Annotated in this window: 17 protein-coding genes and 1 riboswitch; of the genes, 7 read left to right on the forward strand and 10 right to left on the reverse strand. The window is 63.8% G+C overall.

The window, feature by feature from the left end:
* Positions 1 to 79 precede the first annotated feature (79 nt).
* Positions 80 to 1,798 (reverse strand): 2-isopropylmalate synthase, encoded by a 1,719-nt coding sequence (leuA, locus tag C8K18_RS01960; RefSeq protein ID WP_107706800.1) that lies wholly within the window; start codon positions 1,796 to 1,798, stop codon positions 80 to 82.
* Between the two features lie 308 nt (positions 1,799 to 2,106).
* Here leuA and C8K18_RS01965 point away from each other — a divergent pair, with 308 nt between their 5' ends.
* Positions 2,107 to 2,670 (forward strand): hypothetical protein, encoded by a 564-nt coding sequence (locus C8K18_RS01965; protein ID WP_053858483.1) that lies wholly within the window; start codon positions 2,107 to 2,109, stop codon positions 2,668 to 2,670.
* 178 nt (positions 2,671 to 2,848) lie between these two features.
* Here the strand turns inward: C8K18_RS01965 and C8K18_RS01970 are convergent, their stop codons facing one another.
* From C8K18_RS01970 to C8K18_RS01980, 3 genes are all read right to left on the reverse strand, one after another.
* Entirely contained in the window at positions 2,849 to 4,774 is a 1,926-nt protein-coding gene (locus tag C8K18_RS01970) for a glycosyl transferase family 1 (RefSeq protein ID WP_029967584.1), read from the reverse strand.
* Between the two features lie 165 nt (positions 4,775 to 4,939).
* On the reverse strand, positions 4,940 to 6,247 hold the full coding sequence (locus C8K18_RS01975; protein WP_107706528.1) for a DUF3443 domain-containing protein: 1,308 nt from the start codon (positions 6,245 to 6,247) through the stop codon (positions 4,940 to 4,942).
* A 178-nt stretch (positions 6,248 to 6,425) separates the two neighbouring features.
* A complete protein-coding gene (locus C8K18_RS01980; protein ID WP_107706529.1) occupies positions 6,426 to 6,890 on the reverse strand; it encodes a DUF2844 domain-containing protein in 465 nt (154 codons plus the stop codon).
* 342 nt (positions 6,891 to 7,232) lie between these two features.
* Here C8K18_RS01980 and bamC point away from each other — a divergent pair, with 342 nt between their 5' ends.
* Complete coding sequence (gene bamC / locus C8K18_RS01985; RefSeq protein WP_029967579.1) at positions 7,233 to 8,465, forward strand: outer membrane protein assembly factor BamC; 1,233 nt, start codon at positions 7,233 to 7,235, stop codon at positions 8,463 to 8,465.
* A 522-nt stretch (positions 8,466 to 8,987) separates the two neighbouring features.
* Here bamC and C8K18_RS01990 read toward each other — a convergent pair.
* The 6 genes from C8K18_RS01990 to C8K18_RS02020 form a co-directional block, all read right to left on the reverse strand.
* Positions 8,988 to 9,914: a DMT family transporter gene (locus C8K18_RS01990; protein ID WP_035569836.1), complete on the reverse strand. Its 927-nt coding sequence runs from the start codon at positions 9,912 to 9,914 to the stop codon at positions 8,988 to 8,990.
* Positions 9,915 to 10,214: 300 nt separating this feature from the next.
* Positions 10,215 to 11,813, reverse strand: coding sequence for an L-lactate permease (locus tag C8K18_RS01995; RefSeq protein ID WP_006052440.1), 1,599 nt, complete (start codon positions 11,811 to 11,813; stop codon positions 10,215 to 10,217).
* 198 nt (positions 11,814 to 12,011) lie between these two features.
* Positions 12,012 to 12,515 carry a hypothetical protein gene (locus C8K18_RS02000; RefSeq protein WP_006052441.1) on the reverse strand — a complete coding sequence of 168 codons (504 nt, stop codon included), beginning with the start codon at positions 12,513 to 12,515 and terminating at the stop codon, positions 12,012 to 12,014.
* 237 nt (positions 12,516 to 12,752) lie between these two features.
* On the reverse strand, positions 12,753 to 12,965 hold the full coding sequence (locus tag C8K18_RS02010; RefSeq protein WP_006052442.1) for a glycine zipper 2TM domain-containing protein: 213 nt from the start codon (positions 12,963 to 12,965) through the stop codon (positions 12,753 to 12,755).
* A gap of 261 nt (positions 12,966 to 13,226) precedes the next feature.
* The gene (gene thiC, locus C8K18_RS02015; protein WP_006052443.1) at positions 13,227 to 15,158 is read right to left on the reverse strand and encodes a phosphomethylpyrimidine synthase ThiC; all 1,932 of its coding nucleotides are present in this window, start codon (positions 15,156 to 15,158) and stop codon (positions 13,227 to 13,229) included.
* Positions 15,159 to 15,289: 131 nt separating this feature from the next.
* Positions 15,290 to 15,408: riboswitch (TPP riboswitch) on the reverse strand.
* A 222-nt stretch (positions 15,409 to 15,630) separates the two neighbouring features.
* Entirely contained in the window at positions 15,631 to 16,050 is a 420-nt protein-coding gene (locus tag C8K18_RS02020; protein WP_006052444.1) for a GreA/GreB family elongation factor, read from the reverse strand.
* A gap of 573 nt (positions 16,051 to 16,623) precedes the next feature.
* Here C8K18_RS02020 and C8K18_RS02025 point away from each other — a divergent pair.
* The 5 genes from C8K18_RS02025 (at position 16,624) to C8K18_RS02045 (ending at position 20,632) form a co-directional block, all read left to right on the forward strand.
* Positions 16,624 to 17,466 (forward strand): thioredoxin family protein, encoded by an 843-nt coding sequence (locus C8K18_RS02025; protein ID WP_107706530.1) that lies wholly within the window; start codon positions 16,624 to 16,626, stop codon positions 17,464 to 17,466.
* Positions 17,467 to 17,502: 36 nt separating this feature from the next.
* On the forward strand, positions 17,503 to 18,141 hold the full coding sequence (locus C8K18_RS02030; RefSeq protein ID WP_107706531.1) for a cytochrome b/b6 domain-containing protein: 639 nt from the start codon (positions 17,503 to 17,505) through the stop codon (positions 18,139 to 18,141).
* Positions 18,142 to 18,174: 33 nt separating this feature from the next.
* Positions 18,175 to 18,966, forward strand: a complete 792-nt coding sequence (locus C8K18_RS02035) for a molybdopterin-dependent oxidoreductase (protein WP_107706532.1) — start codon at positions 18,175 to 18,177, stop codon at positions 18,964 to 18,966.
* Positions 18,967 to 19,079: 113 nt separating this feature from the next.
* Complete coding sequence (locus C8K18_RS02040) at positions 19,080 to 19,310, forward strand: pentapeptide MXKDX repeat protein (RefSeq protein ID WP_006052448.1); 231 nt, start codon at positions 19,080 to 19,082, stop codon at positions 19,308 to 19,310.
* A 392-nt stretch (positions 19,311 to 19,702) separates the two neighbouring features.
* Entirely contained in the window at positions 19,703 to 20,632 is a 930-nt protein-coding gene (locus C8K18_RS02045) for an EamA family transporter (RefSeq protein WP_029967574.1), read from the forward strand.
* The last annotated feature ends 40 nt before the right edge of the window (positions 20,633 to 20,672 follow it).

Below are 20,672 nucleotides of genomic sequence, written 5' to 3' on the forward strand. Positions count from 1 at the left end.
AAAAGAAGGGGCGCCTCGTCAATTAGCAGGGCGCCCCTTTCTTGTGTAGCCAGGCCGTCGCGGCCTGACTAGCCTCAGCTTATGCTTCCGCGCGCTCCGCTTCGTCGTTGAGCGCCGCGTCGAAGAAGCGCTGCTTCGCGTCGTCGCTCGCGCGAGCATACGCACGGTTTACGCCGCTGATTACCGCGCGAATCGACGCCGTAACCAGATTCGCGTCGATGCCCACGCCGAACGCGCTGCCCGTCAGGTCGGCGCCGGCCATCTCGGCGACGGCCACCGCGCGCGCATCGGCGCCTTGCGTCAACGCGCGCTCCTCGTAATGCTGGATGCGCACCGGCACATCCATCGCGTGCATCAGGGCGTCGAGCGGTCCGTTGCCTTCGCCGTGCAGCACGCGGCGCGTGCCGTTGATCTCGACGGTGAGCTTGATGCGCTCGCGTCCGTCCTGCTCGGACAGGCTATGGCCGATGTAATGAACCGGCGCGGCGGTGCGCACGTATTCCTGCTGGAACAATTCCCAGATCTGCGACGGCGTGACTTCCTGGCCGCTCGTGTCGGTGAGGCGCTGCACAGCCGAGCTGAAGTCCACCTGCAAACGGCGCGGCAACACGACGCCGTAGCTCTGCTCGAGCAGATAAGCGATACCACCCTTGCCGGACTGGCTGTTCACGCGGATCACCGAGTCATAAGTGCGGCCGAGGTCGTTCGGATCGATTGGCATGTACGGCACTTCCCACATCGCGTCGGGCTTCTGCACGGCAAGGCCTTTCTTGATCGCGTCCTGGTGCGAGCCGGAAAACGCGGTGAACACCAGATCGCCGACATACGGGTGACGCGGATGCACGGGCAACTGCGTGCATTCCTCGGCGGTGCGCGCGACTTCGTTGATGTTCGAGAAGTCGAGCCCGGGGTCGACGCCTTGCGTGTACAGGTTCAACGCGAGCGTGACGAGGTCGACGTTGCCGGTCCGCTCGCCGTTGCCGAAGAGACACCCTTCGATGCGGTCCGCGCCCGCCATCACCGCCAGTTCCGCGGCGGCGACGGCCGTGCCGCGGTCGTTATGCGGATGCACGGAGACGATCAGCGAATCGCGGCGCGCGAGGTTGCGGTGCATCCACTCGATCTGATCGGCGTAGACGTTCGGCGTGGCCATTTCGACGGTGGCCGGCAAGTTGACGATGGCCTTGTGATCGGGCGTCGGCTGCCAGATGTCGAACACGGCGTCGCAGACATCCTTCGCAAATTCGAGCTCGGTGCCGCTGAATACTTCGGGGCTGTACTGGAGCGTGAAGTGCGTTTCCGGCGCGGCGTCGGCGAGACGCTTCATCGTGCGCGCGGCTTTTTGCGCGAGTTCCTTGACGCCGTTCTGATCGAGGCCGAACACGATCTTGCGGAATTCCGGCGCCGTGGCGTTATACAAATGGACGATCGCGCGCGGCGCGCCACGCAAGGATTCGAAGGTGCGTTCGATCAGATCGTCGCGAGCCTGCGTCAACACTTCGATCGTGACGTCGTCAGGAATGTGGCCGCCTTCGATCAGCTCGCGCACGAAGTTGAAGTCGGTCTGCGAAGCCGACGGAAACGCCACTTCGATTTCCTTGAAACCGATCTGCACCAGCGTCTTGAACATGCGCATCTTGCGCTCGCCGTTCATCGGCTCGAAGAGAGCCTGGTTGCCGTCGCGCAAGTCGGTGCTCATCCAGATCGGCGCGCGCGTGATGGTGCGCGACGGCCACTGGCGATCCGTCAAATTGATGGGCTTGAACGAGCGGTATTTCGTAGCGGGATTCTTCAACATTTTCATCGTCCTTGAATTCGACAAGCTGGAAGTCGACCGGACGACAAAAACGCAAAGCAGGGCCGCCGGTCGGGAACCGGGGCTGGGTCAGTTACTGGGAAATTACGCGGTGCTTCGGGTGTTTCAGATTCAGATGGAAGCGCGCAGCAGCAGACCTAGCCCGGTAGAGCGGGCTAGTAGTAGCGATAGGGTGGTCTGGGCGCGGTACATAGTGCGCAATAGGACCATATTATTGGGACTGCGTCAAGCGCAGGCTCGCGCGCAGCGCCCAGGCTACAATTCGCGACGGTTTCAAAAACGGAACGTCAATGAAGAATCGGATTCTCACAATCGCGTGCGTCTCGACCGCTGCGGCGCTGCTCGCGGCCTGTACCGCTGTCTACAAAAACTCGGACGCGTGCGAGCAACTGATGCGCAGCAAGTTTGCGGAAACTTCGTCCGATACGTTGAAGATCGGCCACACGGGCGCCGGTATCGACGGGTCGCGCGTGGTCGTGGAAGGGTCGATTGAACATGTCGTGACGGCCTCCGAAGTCGCGGCGGCGCGGGCTGCTTCGGTGGCGAAGGGCGGGTCGAAGGGGAGCGCGACGGCGGGCGCGATGGGCGGGTCGAAGGGCACGTCGGCAACAGGCGCGATGGCCGGTTCCGACGCCGCTGCATCGGGTGCGCGGGCGGCTGCGGCTCCGGCTTCGGGCTCGGCGACTTCGGATGCGCAAGCGCTAGCCGTCAAATCAGGCAAGCCGAAGAAGGTCATTCAGGCCGCAGCCGCCGAATGCACGTTTAGTGGCCCGAGTCTCAGCAGCTTTAGCTGGCTCGCCCCGGCGAAGCTCGCGGCGCCCTCCGAGCCGGATTCGGACGAAGCGGCCGAGTAAGGCGCTCGCTGTGAACTGAGTGTCGGCGTGGTCCTTGCGGAGGGCGCGCCGATGCATGTGGTCATGGTTATGCTTTTGCCAGGACGTTTCTCCGCACACGCCAACAACGTTGCAAGCGAGGCGTCTAACGTCGTGCCACGCACCGCAGCACCCCGGCATCCCTACACCCGCACCCCCGTCAATCCACCACTTCCACCTTGCGCCGGCTCCGCTTCTTCTTCATCAAGCCAAGCACGCTTTCTGCAAACGCCTCAGGCCGGCCTTCGAAGCAGCGCTCGACCGCCTTCGTATCGATCAAACGCTGCCGCAATGCGGTCCGTTCGTCGTGCCCATCGATCATTCGCACCGCCGCTTCGATATAACTTTCGATGGTCTCCGTCGCGGTCCACGGCGGCATGCCCACACGCTCGAACAGCGCGCCGTCGATGCACTCGAACACTTCCGGCCCGCGTTTGCACACGCCCGGCAAACCGAGCGTGAGCGCGTCCACGATGCCATTCGTATTGCCGAACGGGAACGGGCTCAAAAAAAGGTCCGCGCGATTCACACAGTCCAGGTAACTCGCGTATTGATGAAACCCGTGGACGACCGCGCCCGGCAGTGAGCGGCCGATAACGTCGCGCATATGATCGAGCGCGAGCCCGGCGTGCACGCCGCTCATGAAATGAAACTCGACGGGCGTGCGGGCACGTGCGCCGATCTCGCGGCACGCATCGAGAAACGCGGGGTTGAGCTTCATCGCGCTGGCCGTAATGATCACGTGCACCGTGGCGCGCGGCGGCGCAATGATCGGGACGATGACCGGCAGCGCCACCGAGTGACGGTATGGCTGCCCGTCTTTCGGCAACTTCATCAGGCGTTCGCTGAAGCACGCGGGATCGCCGACGTAATCTTCCTCGACGCTGACATAGTCGATCTTGTCGGAGTGCGTGGTAGCCGGATGGCCGAGCCCCGCGATTTGCAGCGGCGCGACCCGCAGATTCGACATGAAGATGGTCATCACGAACATGCCGACGCTCGGCATATACAGCACGTCGGGTTTCTCGCGTTCGGCAAAGTCGCGAATGGTCCGCAGACATTCGCCGATGTACTCGGGCTGCTCGAGTTCGATGAAACGGTCGAACACCGCGCGCCCGATGTCGTCAGTCGCATAGCCGAAGCCGAAGGCCACCACCTCGAAATGCTCGCGCGCGGCTTCGAGCGTGCGCGAGTGCGTGCGGTAGATGGAATGCGCGCCGCCGAACCACTCGAGCACGACCAGCATCAACGGCTTCTTGCGCCGCTTTGCGTTGCCCGCCTGCTTCGCGTTCGCGTTCGCCGTGGCTGCTGCGCGCGGCGCCGCCACGTCGGTCAGGCCCAGTTGCGCGAGCTTGCGGCGCACCAGCACATTGATGTCCCGCTTGATCTCGTGACGGCGAGGCGTGTGTGCGTAGCTGCAGAACATGTAGGCGTTATGCAGCAAGGCGGTGGGCAGGTCGTCGAGATCGTCTAGCTGTTGCAGCTTGCCGGGCAGCCATTCGATCAACGCCTCACGCTTGACGTGCGCGCTTGCGGAGCCCTTAAAAACCGGCGCGAGCAGGACGAGCGCGAGGCACGCCGCGAGCACCTTGTCGTAAGCCCACAGCGCGGAAAACTCGAGTTCGAGCTCCGATTCGGTCGAATACAGCACGCACAGTTTCTCGACGAAGCTGTCGCCAGCCAGAAACTGCCGGTCTTGCGCACCGCGCGGGTTGAGGTGGCAGGCGACATGATCCGCATTGCCGAACGGCGTGGCGGAGAACACCAGGCCGACCCATTCGTGCAGCGTGAGAAAGAGCCTGAAGCATTCGACGGGCGGCTGGAATTCCGGATCGGCGAACAGCGTTGAAGCCGCGCTCGCGAGCCGCGTGCAGAAGCGCTGCTGTTGTTCCGCGGGCGTCAAGCCGCTCATGCCCGACGCAAGAAAGCTCTCGTCCAGCACGCCGCGCTTGTTCTGAAGCAGCGCGAGCGCGCACAGAAGCTGGATAGACGCCCGGATATGCTGCCGCGTAAAAACGAGCTGCTCGAAATCGTCGAGCGAGAAAGTGGGTTCGGCGGCTTGGCTGGCTTGGGTGGCGTCTTGCATCGGATAGCGATTGGCAGTTATGCATGACTAACTATCTTCAGGAAGCATTCTTGAATGCATTCCTGAAGCGTTAGCCGCGAACGGCGATTATCGCAGCCACCCCATACCGAATTTGCGCTGTCCGTCAGTTTCTGAATTTTCGGCAGTTTAAATGCGGCCTTACCTTCAGAACGCGTAGTACGGACCCGGTCCCGCCGACGTCGCGCGCGAAGCAATCGCCGTGTACACGCGCCGGCCGAAGAAAAACGGTAAGCCCCAGTCGAAGCCGCTCGCAGCCGCACCCGCGATATTGTTGAAGGCGTTATTGCCCGACGCAAAGAGAGCGCGCGAATTGCCGATAGCGAAGGTCACCGTGTTCGACGCGCCGTTCGTTCCGGCGATGCTCGCGCTCGCCGCTTGCGTCGAACTCGGGCAATACCAGAGGCCGCACTGCGGCAGTTGCGTGTCGCGATAGAAGAGTCCGTTCGAACCCGTATCCAGATAGCTTTGCGCAAAGGTCTGGCCGTTATGCGTCGTGCTGACGTAGCCGGTTTGCGAATTTCCCTTGAGCACGCCCGCGCTGCCGAGCGTGTTGTTCGCCTGGGTGTCGATGCCGAAGATCATCGAACCGGACACGGTCAGCGCGCCGCCGTCGGGGATCGCGGGAAGGTCGATCACCACGCCGTTGTTATCGAGCGCGAAGCGGCTGACCGGATTGGCCACCTGCTGCGCGAGCGGCTGGGCGCTTGCCTGGCAGGCGCCGCTCGCGTCGCAGTTGTAGTACCAGCGGGGCAGCGCGGCGTTCGCGCAGGCGCCGCCGCAGTCGGCCGCGAACACGCCGACGCCGAGAATGCCGTTGGCGCGCAGTGTGTCGACGGTGAGCATCGACGGGCCCGAGGCGGCGCAATCCGCGGGGACCGACGGCACCGAAGGGTCGGCGATCAGATGGATCGGGATCGACGCGGCCAGTTGTCCGGCCATGCGCACGTCGGCGCTGCGCACCGCGCCCCATGCATAGCCGCTGCCGAACACCGCGCATTCGCCCGATATGCCGCCTGATACGCCGCCTGATATGCCGCCCGACACGCCGCTGCCCGACGGCACGGCGTTCAGCGGCAGGGTCGCCGGCAACGCGGACGCGACAATGCGCAGACCGTGCGAGCCGGTGTCGACCTGAATGTTGTCGATGGTCGCGCAGTTGTCCGTGCCCGGCTGGCAGACCGTGACGCTCGTCGTCAACATGTTGCGCGTGAGGCGCGGCGCCGCGTGCACGACGATCGGCTGAACGTTCGGCGTATTTGATTGCGGGACCGAGGTGCTGCTTGGGCTCGACACGGCAGGCGGCGTTGAGGCAACAGGAGCGCTAGCCGTGCCGGCTGGCGCGCTCGCGCCGGATGCGGTCGCGGTGCTGCCGCCGCCTCCGCCTCCACCCCCGCAAGCCGCGAGGACGGTGCAGACGGAGAGCAGGGCGCAAAGGGAAGGAGTGGGTTTCATGGCGTCAGGGAGTCAGCGGTTGGTTTGTTGTGGTTGTTGCTGCTTGCTGCGGCGCGTTTCGCGGCTCGAGCGCCCGCTCGGAGAGGAAGTCCCCAGGCCCATCCACGCTGCGACAGACCGGCTTTCTCAACGCGGCCGTACCGACCCGCGGACGCATCCAGGCGCGAGCGGATGCCGGTCAGCGAAGATCGTCGGCGGTCACGCCCGGCGGCAACCCGCCGGGCAGCCAGGCGCGGCCCGCGTAGCCGCGCATCGGCCCGCCCGACTCGACGACCACGTCTGGCCGCACGACGCGCGACGCGTGCAGATTCCCGTCCGGCGCCGCTGCCGCCTCCGCGGCCCCCGTGCGGTAAGAGTCGGCGTACTTGCCGAGCAGGCCGGCCAGATCGGGCATCGTCGGCCCTTGCCAGGTGTAGGCGACGATTTCGCCGCCGTTCGTCGCGTACTCGTTGATGGTCGTGTTGCCCGCATCGGTCGATGTGCGCAGTCGCAGCGCGCCGTTCAGCAGGCTTTGTTGTGCGCTCTCGCCTGATTTGGCCGCAATCACAGCGCCGAGCTGCGCGCAAGCGCTCGCGCTGCCGCATAACGCGGTCGCGGCAATCAGAGAGGCGGCGACATGATGAGAACGATGTTTTTTGTACATGATGAGGTCTCCTGCGCGCTGCTTCTGGGTTTTGTCCTACGTCAATTTGAAGATAGCACCCGCGTCGCAAAACTAAGCGTGGTGCGCGTTTCATCGCGTGACGTCATCCCAAAATTGGGCGGAGGCCGAATCGAAAAGTGCCTTTTAAAACAATGTTCTGACGACAAACTTGCAGATGTCTGACAGACCATTAGGAATAGTTGTGGAACGTTAAATGTGGCCCGGCAACAGAGCGCGCAGAGCGGGCAAACCCCAGTTTTTGCACAGGGCCCGCCGGGATCGGTAAAATGTTGGGTTGATCCACGGAAACTTGCCGTGGCGTAGCGGAAGGATTCCCCGAACATGACTCATCTTCGTCTTACCAAGCGGTTTGCAGTAATGCTGATGGCAGGCGGGCTGGTCGCCGGCTGCGGCACGTCGTCGCCGACCAAAGTCGACTACAAGAGCGACTCGAAATCGAAGCAGGCTTCACTCGCCGTCCCGCCGAACCTGATCGACGAGACGGCCGATCAGCGTTCGCTGCCTCCGCAAGGCGGCGAAACCTCGTTGTCCGCGCTGCGTCAGGTGCAGGCCCAGGCGCCGGCGGCGAACACGGTGTCCGTCGTGCCGGCCGTGAGCGGCATGCACATCCAGCGCGATGGCACGGAAAGCTGGCTCGTGATCGACAGCAAGACGCCGGCAGAGGCGTGGCCGCAAATCCGCCGCTTCTGGCAGGAGCAGGGCTTCCTGCTGGTCGTCGATCAGCGCGACAAGGGCGTGATGGAGACCGACTGGAACGAAACGCACGCGCAAATCAACGACGGGCTGATCCGCAGCACGCTGTCGAAGGCGATGGGCAACAGCTACGTCACGTCCGAGCGCAACAAGTACCGTACGCGCCTCGAAACGGCGCCGAACGGCGGCACGTATGTGTTCATCAGCCAGAAGGGCATGCGCGAGGCGCTGACCGGCACGAACAACGATTCGAGCACGTGGCAGCCCAAGGCGAACGATCCCGGCCTCGAGCAGGAATATCTGAAGCGCCTGATGGCGGCGCTCGCGCTCGCCGATTCGCGCGCGAAGTCGGGCGGCGCCGACACTGCGGCGTTGTCGCCGGCTGGCGCGCAGGTAGCGCCCAATGCCGCGGCGAACGGCGCGAAATCGGCGGCTGCGGCCACGGCGGCGCAGAACGTGATGCTGTCGGCGCAGCAGCCCGTGCGCGATCCGGATGCGGCGAACGGGCCGGGGCAGTTGTCATCGAACGAACTGACGCTTGGCGAACCGTATGATCGCGCCTGGCTGCGCGTGGGCCTCGCGCTCGACCGCAGCAACTTCACGGTCGACGACCGCGATCTGACGCGCGGCCTGTACTTCGTGCGCTATGTTGATCCGAAGGACATGACGTCGGCTGAACAGGGCTTCTGGAGCCAGGTGTTCCACGGTAAGAAGGAGAAGGTCGCCAAGCAGTATCGCGTGAACGTGCGCGCGCTGACGCCGGACCAGACCCGCGTGGCCGTCGTCGACGACAAGGGCGGTCTCGACGAAAGCCCGCAGGCGAAGCAGATCCTGACGCTGATGGCCGATCAGTTGCGCTGAGGCAAGCGCGCCGCTGCGCGGCAGCGGCGGCAAGCTGTATGAAAAAAACCCGTCCGGGACATTCTTGTCCCGGACGGGTTTTTTTATGGCTGTGGCCTATCCCAACACTCTCCCGCGATTCGACGTCACGTTACTCCGCTGACGTTACCCCGGTGACGTAACTCTCAGAGGCGTTGCGGCAGCGTGCCGAAGCCATCACACGCCACGAAAATGCAGCGCCAATTCAACGAGTTACCGCCAACCTCTCGCGTTTAATCCCAACTGGCATACATGCTGCTTTAGAAGTACATGGGGCCGGATTCCCGTGGCCTCACCCAGGCGAAGTCCCTTCTCAACCGCGCTTTCATTCCATCGAGCATCGGCCGTCAAGCCGATGCCGAGCCCGATGACGGCCGCGCGCTCGACGCGCGGGCCTCGGTGGCCCCGTCGCCTATCCTCGTAGGGCGACGGTTTTTGCCCGCACTCCGGTGGAGTGCGGGCTATTTTTTGCGCCGGCCCACGCAACCGGCCCCAACAACGCGTTCACGTATCGGCGCGCCGCGTCCCCAGCCACGGCAAGCGCTTGATCACGCCGGTCGCCAACGCCGTGCCCACCAGGATCACGCCGCAGCCTTCGAGCATGCCGGCCGACACGCCTTCGCCGAGAAACAACGCGCCCCACAAAATGCCGAAGATCGGAATCACAAACGTGACGGTGATTGCCCGCGCCGGTCCCGCGACCGCGATCAGGTGGAAGAACAGCATGTAGGCGACGCCCGTGCACGCCACGCCGAGCGCGATCACCGCGCCCCACGCGTGCAGCGAGACGGGCGCGCTCGGCCAGTAGATCACGGCGAGCGGCAACAGCACGATGGTCGCGCCGGTCATGGTGCCGGCCGCGACGGTCAGCGCGTCGACGCCGGTCAGGTAGCGTTTCGTGTAATTGGCCGCGATGCCGTACAGCAGCGTTGCGCCGAGCGCGGCGCCCGCTGCGAGCGCGGTGGTCAGCGGCGTCGCCGCCGAGCCGCTCGGCGTGGCGATCTGATCCCACACGAGCATCAGCACGCCGAGGAAACCGATCGCGAGGCCGAGCGTGCGCAGTCCGGTCAGCCGGTCACGCAGCCAGACGAATGCGACGAGCCCGCCCCACAGCGGCGTCGTCGCGTTGATCACCGACGTCACGCCGGCGGACAGCGTCAACTCCGCATATGCGAACAGGCAGAACGGCGCGGCCGAATTCAGAATGCCCACCACGAGAAGCGGGAAAGCTCGCGTGCGCAGGATCGTCGCGGATTGTTGCAGCGGACGCCGCGCGAGCAGCACGACGATAAGAAACGCGGCGCCGATGCCGACGCGCAGCGCCATCAACGGAGCAACGCCGAAGTCGGTCACGCCGACGCGGATAAACAGGAATGACGCGCCCCATAAGGCCGCGAGGATCAGCAACTGGAAGAGGTTTTTGGCATTCATTATGGTGGCGTCGCGCGCGGTTGAGTCGAGACGCCCGTGCATCGTAACAGCGCGATTACCCGAAACGTTTCACGTCTGAATGAAACGGCAAGTATCGGGAGAGGACGTCTGACACACGTGATCGTAAGCGTCGCGGCGAGGCGCGCATAGCGAGCAATTCTCACGCTGATGTGAGAAATATTGCGATCACCGGGAGGGAGGAAGATGAGGCGCCGGTGCGACCGGCGCCTCGCTGCTACGAGAAAAGTTTTCGGTTGCATGCCTGACGGCAGAGCAACCGCCAGAGCCGCCCAACAACCGTCAATGCGGAATCATCCCCTGCAGCACGTTCTGCTGCAGCCAGACCAGAATGCCGAGCAGCACGGTCAGCAGAATCGAGTGCTTGAAGGTCTTCGCGAACACCACGCCTTCCTTGCCTTTCAACTCGGTGGTCGCGACGCCCGTCGAAATGTTTTGCGGCGAAATCATTTTGCCCATCACGCCGCCGGACGAATTGGTCGCCGCCATCAGCACCGGGTTCAGGTTCAACTGATGCGCCGCGACCACCTGCAAATTGCCGAACAGCGCGTTGCCCGATGTGTCGCTGCCTGACAGAAACACCGCAACCCAGCCGAGGAATGCGGACACCAGCGGAAAGAACGGTCCGACGGACGCGACGCCCAGTCCGAGCGTATAAGTGAGACCCGAGTAATTCATCAGATACGCGAGTCCGACGATGGTCGCGACCGTCAGAATCGCGATGCGCGTCTGCACCCACGTATCGGCGATGGCCGCGCCGAATTCGCGCGCGCCGAGTCCGACCACGAGGCTCGTAATGATAGCCGCCACCAGAATCGCGGTGCCGGTCGCGAGCGGCTGGAAGTCCCAGATCGCGCCGTACGGCGTGTTGTACAACGTGATGAACACGGCCTTGTCGAGCCCCGGCCAGGGAATTTTCACGTCGCCGATCAGGAAGATTTTCGCCACCGTCCAGACGATCACCACGACGGACACGATGATCCACGGATACCAGCCCTGGCCGCCGCCGATCTTGCTGCGCACTTCGCCGGCCCGGTCGATGTCGATCGCGAACGCCGGGTCGACCGCCGGCTTCCACACGCGCAGGAACGCAATGGTGACGATCAGCGAGACCATCGACGACAACACGTCCGTCAGACTGTAGTTCACGTAGTTCGACGAGACGAACTGCGTCAGCGCGAAGCTCGCGCCGGAGATCAGCAGCACCGGCCAGATGCGCAGCATGTTGCGAAAGCCGGCGTACACGGCGATCACATAGAAGGGCAGCAGCAGCGCGAAGAACGGCAACTGGCGCCCGACCATTTTCGCGAGCAAATCGGCCGGCAGATGCGTGACCGCGCCGAGCACCGTGATCGGCACGCCGAGCGCGCCGAACGCGACCGGCGCGGTGTTGAAGATCAGCGTGAAGGTGAGCGCCTCGAGCGTCGGAAAGCCGAGCAGGATCAGCAGCGAACTGGTGATCGCGACCGGCGTGCCGAAGCCCGAAATGCCCTCGAGCAGCGCGCCGAACGAAAAACCCACCACGACGAGCACGACGCGCCGGTCGTTCGGCAGATTGTCGATCATCCACATGCGGAAGGCGGCGAAGCGGCCGGAGCGCTGCGCGATGTTGTACAGCAGGATCGCGGTGAACACGATCCACATGACCGGCCAGCACGCGAACACGGCGCCCGCCGCGACGGAGTCGAGCGCGAGCCCCACTGGAAACTTCCATCCGGCAATGGCGACGATCAGGCCGACGACGAGTCCGGCGAGCGACGCCTGCCACGCAGGCCGGCGCGCCCAGCCGAGCAGCACGAGCACGACAATGATCGGCAACGCCGCGACGAGAAACGACGCAAGCAGTGAATCGCCGATGGGGGTGAGTAGTTGATGAAACATCACGTCTCCTTCGTTGTTGTTCGAGATCGACGCGAGATTGCCAATGACGGGACGCGTCGCTGGTGCAGGACGGATGAGCGCCGCCGGGCACGAAAGCGCCAGGCGGCTCGCTTTTAAACGCTTACTGTGTGAGGCTTAACCAAGCATAGAGCCCGAGGCTCGCGCGTCAAGAAGGGAAACTACGGGAGGAGCGAAAGCTCAGTGATGATGACCGTGCCCGCCGCCGCCCCACGACCAGCCGAAGCCGATCGACACGGCCGGCCCATACCAGCCCGGATAGCCGTAGCCGTACCAGGCCGGATAGACCGGCGGCGGATAGTAGGCGGGATAAGCCGGCGCAACGTACACCGGCGGCTGCGCGACCACATACGCGGGCGGCGAAGCGGCCGCGCCGGGCTGCGGCTGCTGGCCATATTGCGCCTGCGCCGACTGCTGCTGCATGGACTGCGCGCCCTGCGAGTCGCCGGTCGTGCCGAGCGGCACTTCGCGCTGGGCAGCGCTCGCTGGCACGGTCGCGTAATACGACGGATAACCCGCGTAATAGCCAGGGTAGTAGCCGTACGGGTAATAGCAGCCCGACAGCAGCAACGCGCTTGCAGCGCCGCTCAACGCGAGCCGGCCGCGGCCGATGCGCCGGCGAGGCGCAACCGTCGCGAACTGCATGCGAATAGTATGAAAAGTGTCGATGACGCGGGACTTCATGGCGCGCTCCAGTTTGCAAACAACGCGGCCGACGCCGTCGTCGGTACGTTATCGCACGAGCTTACGCCGACGGCGCGCGAGGAGGTTTGCAAAACCGTAACGGCGTATTTCGCCTCATTGCAGCCGCGTGTTGCGGCTCTCGTCCAGCGCCGTTTCGATGCGGCACATCCGCATAGATTGTGAGCAAAGCGGACGGGGCATGGCGCCCGGTCCGCTTTGTCCGGTCATACGAGGCGATTACTTGCCGACCTGGTTGCCGATCACGCCGCCGACCGCCGCGCCGCCCAGCGTGGACAGCGCGCTGCCGCCGATCACGGCACCCGCCGCGCCGCCGACGCCCGCACCGATCGCGGTGTCCCGTTGCCGCGTCGTCATACCCTCGCACGCGGAAAGGCTTGCGACAACCGCGACGATCATCGCAAGCGAACCTATCTTACGAATCGATCTCATGATGTTGACTCCCTGTTGTAATTCGAAACCGCCTGTCGTTATTGTTCGTTCGCTTTGATCTTATCGCCGGAACCGGTTTCCAGATGTATGCGGTTGTCAGCAGACTGACGGTTTCGTAATCAAATGTTTCCCTGTTTGCAGCATCGCGTGTGCCTGACCTAAGCACCAAAAAAAGCCCGCAAGCGCGGGCTTTTGCGTGGCGAAAGGTTGCGCGCGCATCGAGTGGGCGACGGCATGCGCCCCACGCGATGCGCGAACGCATCACTGCCGCTGGTAAATTTCAGCGCCTTTCTTCATGAACTCTATCGACTTCACTTCCATGCCTTTCTTCAGCGCTTCGTCGTCGGTGACGCCTTGCTGCGCGGCGAACTCGCGCACGTCCTGCGTGATCTTCATCGAGCAGAAGTGCGGGCCGCACATCGAGCAGAAATGCGCGACCTTCGCGGAATCTTTCGGCAGCGTTTCGTCGTGGAATTCGCGCGCCTTGTCCGGATCGAGGCCGAGGTTGAACTGGTCTTCCCAACGGAATTCGAAGCGCGCCTTCGAGAGCGCATTGTCACGCACCTGCGCGCCCGGATGACCCTTCGCCAGATCGGCGGCATGCGCGGCGAGCTTGTACGTGATGATGCCGGTCTTCACGTCGTCCTTGTTCGGCAAGCCGAGGTGTTCCTTCGGCGTGACGTAGCAGAGCATGGCCGTGCCGAACCAGCCGATCATCGCCGCGCCGATGCCCGACGTAATGTGGTCGTAACCCGGCGCGATGTCGGTGGTGAGCGGCCCGAGCGTGTAGAACGGCGCTTCGTCGCACCATTCCAGTTGCAGGTCCATGTTCTCCTTGATCAACTGCATCGGCACGTGGCCGGGGCCTTCGATCATCGTCTGCACGTCGTGCTTCCACGCGATCTGCGTGAGTTCGCCGAGCGTCTTCAGTTCGCCGAGCTGCGCTTCGTCGTTCGCGTCGTAAATGGAACCGGGACGCAGGCCGTCGCCGAGCGAGAAGGCCACGTCATACGCCTTCATGATTTCGCAAATGTCTTCGAAATGCTCGTACAGGAAGCTTTCCTTGTGATGCGCGAGGCACCACTTCGCCATGATCGAGCCGCCGCGCGACACGATGCCGGTCATGCGCTTCGCCGTCAGCGGCACGTATTGCAGACGCACGCCCGCGTGAATCGTGAAGTAATCGACGCCCTGTTCAGCCTGCTCGATCAGCGTGTCGCGGAAGATTTCCCACGTCAGGTCTTCGGCCTTGCCGTTGACCTTTTCGAGCGCCTGATAGATCGGCACCGTGCCGATCGGCACCGGCGAATTGCGGATGATCCACTCGCGCGTTTCGTGGATGTGTTTGCCCGTGGACAGATCCATCACCGTGTCGCCGCCCCAGCGGATCGCCCACGTCATCTTGTCGACTTCCTCGCCGATCGAAGACGTCACCGCCGAGTTGCCGATGTTCGCGTTCACCTTCACGAGGAAGTTGCGGCCGATGATCATCGGCTCGCTTTCCGGGTGATTGATGTTGTTCGGGATGATCGCGCGGCCGCGCGCCACTTCCTCGCGCACGAATTCAGGCGTGATTTCGGTGACGCCATTCGGACCGAACGCGCTTGCACCGAACGCCTGGCCCGGATGCTGGCGGCCCATCATCGCGGCGAGCTTTTCGCCGTTCGGGCCGCTCGTCTTCAGGCTCTCCAGATACTCGGCGCGGCGCTGGTTTTCGCGGATCGCGATGTATTCCATCTCCGGCGTGATGATGCCTTTACGCGCGTAGTGCATCTGCGAAACGTTCTTGCCGGGGATCGCGCGGCGCGGCGTGCGATGCAGGCCCTGGAAGCGCAGATCGGCGGTGGCCGTGTCGGCCGCGCGTTCGCGGCTGAAGTCGCTCGACAGACCCGTCAACGCTTCCGTGTCGCCGCGTTCCTCGATCCAGCGCTGACGCAGTGCGGGCAAGCCGGCGCGAATGTCGATCTTCGCGTCGGGATCGGAGTAGGGGCCCGACGTATCGTAGACATAGACCGGCGGATTCTTTTCGCCGCCGAAGCTGTCGGGCGTATCCGCCTGGCTGATCTCGCGCATCGGCACGCGGATGTCGGGGCGCGAGCCCGTCACGTAGACCTTGCGTGAGTTGGGCAGCGGCGCGACGGCAGCTTCATCGACGTGTGCGTCGGCGGAAAGGAACTTCGGATTGGCGTTCATGCATGTTCTCCGTGTGTCGGCCGGAGTTAAGCGCAATGACGCCTTGCTCCGGTCCCATTCAATGTGGGGCCGCTAAGCAGGAGACGAGATGGAAGTAGTCGGAATTCGCGAGAGGTGAGGCTAGAGACTGGCTGCGAAATCCGTACGCTTCCCTGCGCTGGCATTATCCAGATCAGGTTCAAAGGGTATTTCTCACCCACGTGGCACGGACCTCCGACTTCCGTGCAACGCAGGACCCCCGCGTTAGCAGCGCACACGATACACCGGGCGGGCGCTGCTTGGCAACCCGCGCGCGATGCGTGAGTGCTAATGCGGGGCAGCACGCGGTGGTTTGCTTCGGCGGCTGCGGGCGGAGAATCGCTGCGCTCTTGCATGCGCGATTTACGCACTATGCTTGTAGTGACGCGGCATGCAGAACGCAGAACGCGGAATGCAGCACGCTATGACGCGCCGCAGCACCGGCACGCGTTGCTTAACGCGTGAAGTCGTCCGCAGCTTCCGGCTGATACAGGATTTTCTCGAGCTTCAGGACTTTTTCGGCGCCGCTCGGCGGCATGAAGTGAATGTGCTCGCCGCGCTTCGCGCCGAGCAGCGCGAGGCCCACCGGCGAAAAAACATTCAGGCGGCCATGAGCGAAGTCGGCGTCGGGCGGATAGACGACCGTCCACGTCATCTGCTCGCCGCTGCTTTCGTCGACGAGCGTGGCCTGCGAGTTCATCGTGACCACGTTGGCCGGAATTTCGCGGGAGTCCACGATCACGGCGCGCTCCAGTACGTCGTCGAGCATCTCCTGAAAACGGGCGTTCGCGCCGGGCGCGGCGGCGTGCTTCTCAAGACGCGCGACGTCGAGTTCGGTGAGGTAACACTGCTTGGTCCTTCTGGTCGTCTTCACGGCGGCTACTCCAATTCGATCTGCAATCTCTGTACGAGAATAGGTCATGCGGATGGGATCGGCCCGGCGCTCCGACAGTCCCTTGAGGGACGACGCAGCTTCAGGCAAGGAGCAGGCTGCGTCAGTCGGGGTGCCGGGCGGCGAGAAGCGGAACCGTTGCCGGCAGAAGCGTTCGCGACGGTTCGCCGGCCCTTTGCGGCGCGAGTTCCACGCGCGCGCAGCCGGTTGCGCCACGAGGGCGCAAGCGGGTGAAGGCACGGGAAGTCGGAAAGCGCATGAGTGGCCGGCGGTTATCGAATGAAGTGGGTGGCGCGCCGCTTGAAAACAGAGTCATGAGAAGACCACAGCAAAGCGGCGCGATCGACACAAGCATGTTAGCACGGCGTCTTTCAGCGACCTTGGCGGACATTTCGTTGTTGTAAGTCGCAGTGTAGAAAGTTGGCGACATCGCCCCAGCACGCGTGGACGCCGCCCGCAAACAACACAAAACAAACGGGCGAAAAAAATTTGCGGCGCGGTGTCATAACCGGCGACGCGCTTCGACAAACGTGCAGATCCTGATCGGAGCACGTCATGCAAACAGTCATCAAACGCCGGGCGCATCGGCCGTTCAAGCGGGCCGTCGCACTCGTTGCCGCGCTCGCGTTGTTGTGCGCGAGCGGCCTCGTGAGCGCGGCGAGTGCGATGTGCAGCGCGCGCAGTCCCGCCCATCGCGTGGCGCTCGTCGAGCTTTACAGCAGCGAAGGCTGCAATAGCTGCCCGCCCGCGGACGCATGGCTCGGTCAATGGAAGAACAGCGGCGCCACGCGAAGCGTCGTGCCGCTGGCGTTGCACGTCGACTACTGGAACGGTCTCGGTTGGACGGACCGTTTCTCGCAGCACCGTTTCACCGAGCGTCAGCAGACGCTTACCGATCTTGCCGGCGGCCACACGATCTATACGCCTGAAGTGTTCGTCGGCGGACGCGAGTTGCGGACGTGGTCGCAGCAGGACAGTTTCCAAAGCCGCGTCGACAAGCTGATCGCCGAGCCGGCGCAGGCGAACATCGCGCTCGACATGAAGCCGCAGCCAGGCGGCGCGTTCGATCTCGCGGCCCGCTTCGACAGCCGGACTGCGGATAGCGCAGCACGGCTCGACGCCTATGTCGCCGTCTATGAAAACGCGCTGAGCTCGCAGGTCGGCGCAGGAGAAAACCGCGGCGCAACCTTGCATCACGAGAGAGTGGTGCGGCAGTGGATCGGGCCGGTGCCGCTCGTCGGCGGCAAGCTGCAGATTCGCCGCGATATACGGCTCGACGGTGCGGATGCGAGCGCAAACGCCAATCCGTCAGTCGATAAATTCGGCGTCGTCGCCTTCGTCGAAAACGCTGCAACGGGCGACGTGCTGCAAGTGGCCGATCTACCGCTCTGCCATTGAACGCACGACGCACGCCGCAAATCACAGGAGAGTCTCATGGCCACGCCTCACGTCGTTCGCGGCAACGCGCCGCCTGCCACGCCCGCGAGCGGCGCAATCCATCCGCTGTGGGTGCGCGTCACGCATTGGCTCAACGCACTCGCCGCGATCGTGATGATGCTGTCCGGCTGGCGCATTTACGACGCGTCGCCGGTCTTCGCCTGGTTTCGTTTTCCGACGGAAATCACGCTCGGCGGCTGGCTTGGCGGCGCGCTGCAATGGCACTTCGCCGCGATGTGGCTGCTGGTCTTCAACGGTCTGATTTATCTCGCGATGAATCTCGCGAGCGGCCGCTTCGTGCGCAAGTTTTTCCCGATCTCGCCGCGCGCGGTGTGGCGCGATTTCATCGCCGCGTTGACGGGCAAGCTCTCGCACGCCGACTTGCGGGTCTACAACGCGGTGCAGAGATTGGCCTACCTGTTCGTGGTTGTCGATCTGATCGTGCTGGTGCTGTCGGGCCTCGCGATCTGGAAGTCGGTGCAGTTTCCGCTGCTGCGCGAACTGATGGGCGGCTATGACAACGCACGCATCGTCCATTTCTGCGCGATGGCGCTGATGGCCGCGTTCATCGTCGTGCATCTCGCGATGGTCGCGCTCGTGCCGCGTTCGCTCCTCGCGATGTTGCGCGGCCGCTGAGCCCAACGTTCGAAATGTTACGGATACCGAATCATGGATAAGCCATCTGACAAACTGCCGGCAAAAGCCGCCGGCAAACTGGACCGCGAGTCGATCCTCATTGATGCGAGACGCGAGCTGTCGATTCCGTCGCGGCGTCTGTTCGGCAAGCAGTTGTTGTCGCTCGGCGGATTGTCGCTGCTCACAGGCTGCTCGCTCACCGACGACGACTCCGTCAACAAGTTTCTAACGGCCGTGTCGCGCCTGAACGATCGCGCGCAAGCCGCGCTGTTCGATCCGAAGCAGTTGGCGCCGACGTATACCGAAGCGCAAATCACGCGGCCGTTTCCATTCAATGCGTACTACGGCATCGACGAAGTGCCACAGGTCGACGCCTCCGGCTACACGCTGAAGATCGGCGGACTCGTCACGGGTCAGCGCGTGTGGACCTTGCCCGAGTTGTATGCGCTGCCGCACGCCGAGCAGATCACGCGGCACATCTGCGTGGAAGGGTGGAGCGCGATCGGCCGCTGGGGCGGCACGCCGTTCGGCGAGTTTCTGCGGCGCATCGGCGCGGATACGAGCGCGAAGTACGTCGGCTTCAAATGCGCGGACGATTACTACGAAAGCATCGACATGCCGACCGCACTGCATCCGCAGACGCTGCTCACGTTTTCCTACGACGGCGAGCGCCTGCCCGCGAAATACGGCTTCCCGATGAAGCTGCGCATGCCGACCAAGCTCGGCTACAAGAATCCGAAGCACATCGTCGAGATGTTCGTCACCAACACGTATCCTGGCGGCTATTGGGTCGATCAGGGCTACAACTGGTTCGGAGGCTCCTGACGCGCGCGGGTCGCCGCATGCGCCGCGCGCGTGCGCGACCTCGGGCGGCAGAAGCTTCGGAAATACGCCGGATACAGCCGGTTCGATTCATCAACTACAAACGGAGTTATCCCATGAAAAAGATTGCAATCGCAGCAGCAGCCGTCGCCCTTTTGATGAGCGGCGGCGCCGCGTTCGCCCAGGCGAGCGGCGCCATGTCCAACGATGCGATGTCGCATGACACGATGTCCAAGGATTCGATGTCGAAAGACCACATGAAAAAGGACACGATGAAGCACGACAAGATGAAAAAGGGCGACGCGATGGGCATGAAGCACGAGGCGTCGGGCGCGATGAGCAACTGAGCGCAGGCAGCGGGCTGACGCGCCGACGCGCGTGTCTGGGCCGATGCCCGCTGCATAGCCGCTATACGCGGCGCGATTCTTAGACTGCGAGCCGGGGTGCCGTCTGCCCCGGCTTTTTGTTGCGTGTGCACCAAAAGTTACGATTCTTTCGCCTGGCGCGGTGGGCGCTTACTGCATAATGAGATGCGCGCCGTGCATTTGGCGCGCGAGCCGCGAATCGGCCGAAACTACCGGACCGGCACCGCGGTTCCCGTATGGCTCTCTCTGTTAGCCAACCATCGTCTTTCGCTCCACCACCATGTCCGCCAGCCTCGCCCGTTTGACCGCATCGCCGATGCGGTGTCCGCCGTCCCCACAGCGGGAAGCTCGAACGGCGCCGGCGCGTTGACGACATGTCGCAGGAACTTCCAGGCTGGTTTTCTCGTGGTTTTCCGATCCGTTTGCCGCAATCGCGCAACGGACAGATCGCGCTCGCGCTCGGCGTCGTCTATCTCGTATGGGGCTCGACTTATCTCGCGGTGCACGTCGCGCTCGGCTCGTTCCCGCCTTTGCTGATGTCCGGCCTGCGCAATCTGTTCGCGGGCGTCGGGCTATTCGCGTTTGCGGCGCGCCGCAATCCGGTGTGGCCGAGCGCCGCCGAAATCCGCAACGCCGGGCTCGTCGGCACGATGCTCGTCGGCCTGTCGAGCGGCATGCTCGCGTATGGCATGCGCACGGTCGGCACCGGCACGGCGGCGGTGATGGTCGCGACCGTGCCGCTCTTCGCGACGGTGATCGCGGCGGTGGCGGGGCGCAAGATCGGCAGAGGCGAGTGGTTCGCGGTGGGGCTCGGGCTCGTCGGCATCGCGATCCTGAGTCACGGCGACGACACGCCCGGCTCGGCGGGCGGCAGTCTCGCGATTCTGTGCGGCGCGCTCTTCTGGGCGGGCGGCGCGCATCTCGCCGGCCGTCTCAAACTGCCGTCCGACCTGTTTCTATCGACGTCGCTGCAAATCGGCCTGGGCGGCGCGATGTCGACGATGGTCGCGTGGGTCTCCGGCGAACGCATGCTCGAAGTCCATTTTCTGCCGGTGCTGGCGTTCATCTACCTGATGCTGATCGGCACGATGGCGGCTTACGTCGCCTACGGTTTCCTGATACGGCACACGAGCCCGATCATCGCGAGCAGTTGCATGTATGTGAATCCGGTGGTGGCGGTCGCGCTCGGCGCGTTGCTTCTCGGCGAGCCCGTTACGCATTCGACGGTCATCGCGACCGTCGTGATTCTCGTCAGCGTGGGGTTGTCTTTCTGGCTCGATTATCGAAAGAAAGCGCTCGCGTGATGCGCGAGACTGCGCACGAACGGGAGCACGGCGCTTATGG

It is taken from the genome of Paraburkholderia sp. GV068 (assembly GCF_003058125.1).
Taxonomy (GTDB): Bacteria; Pseudomonadota; Gammaproteobacteria; order Burkholderiales; family Burkholderiaceae; genus Paraburkholderia; species Paraburkholderia graminis.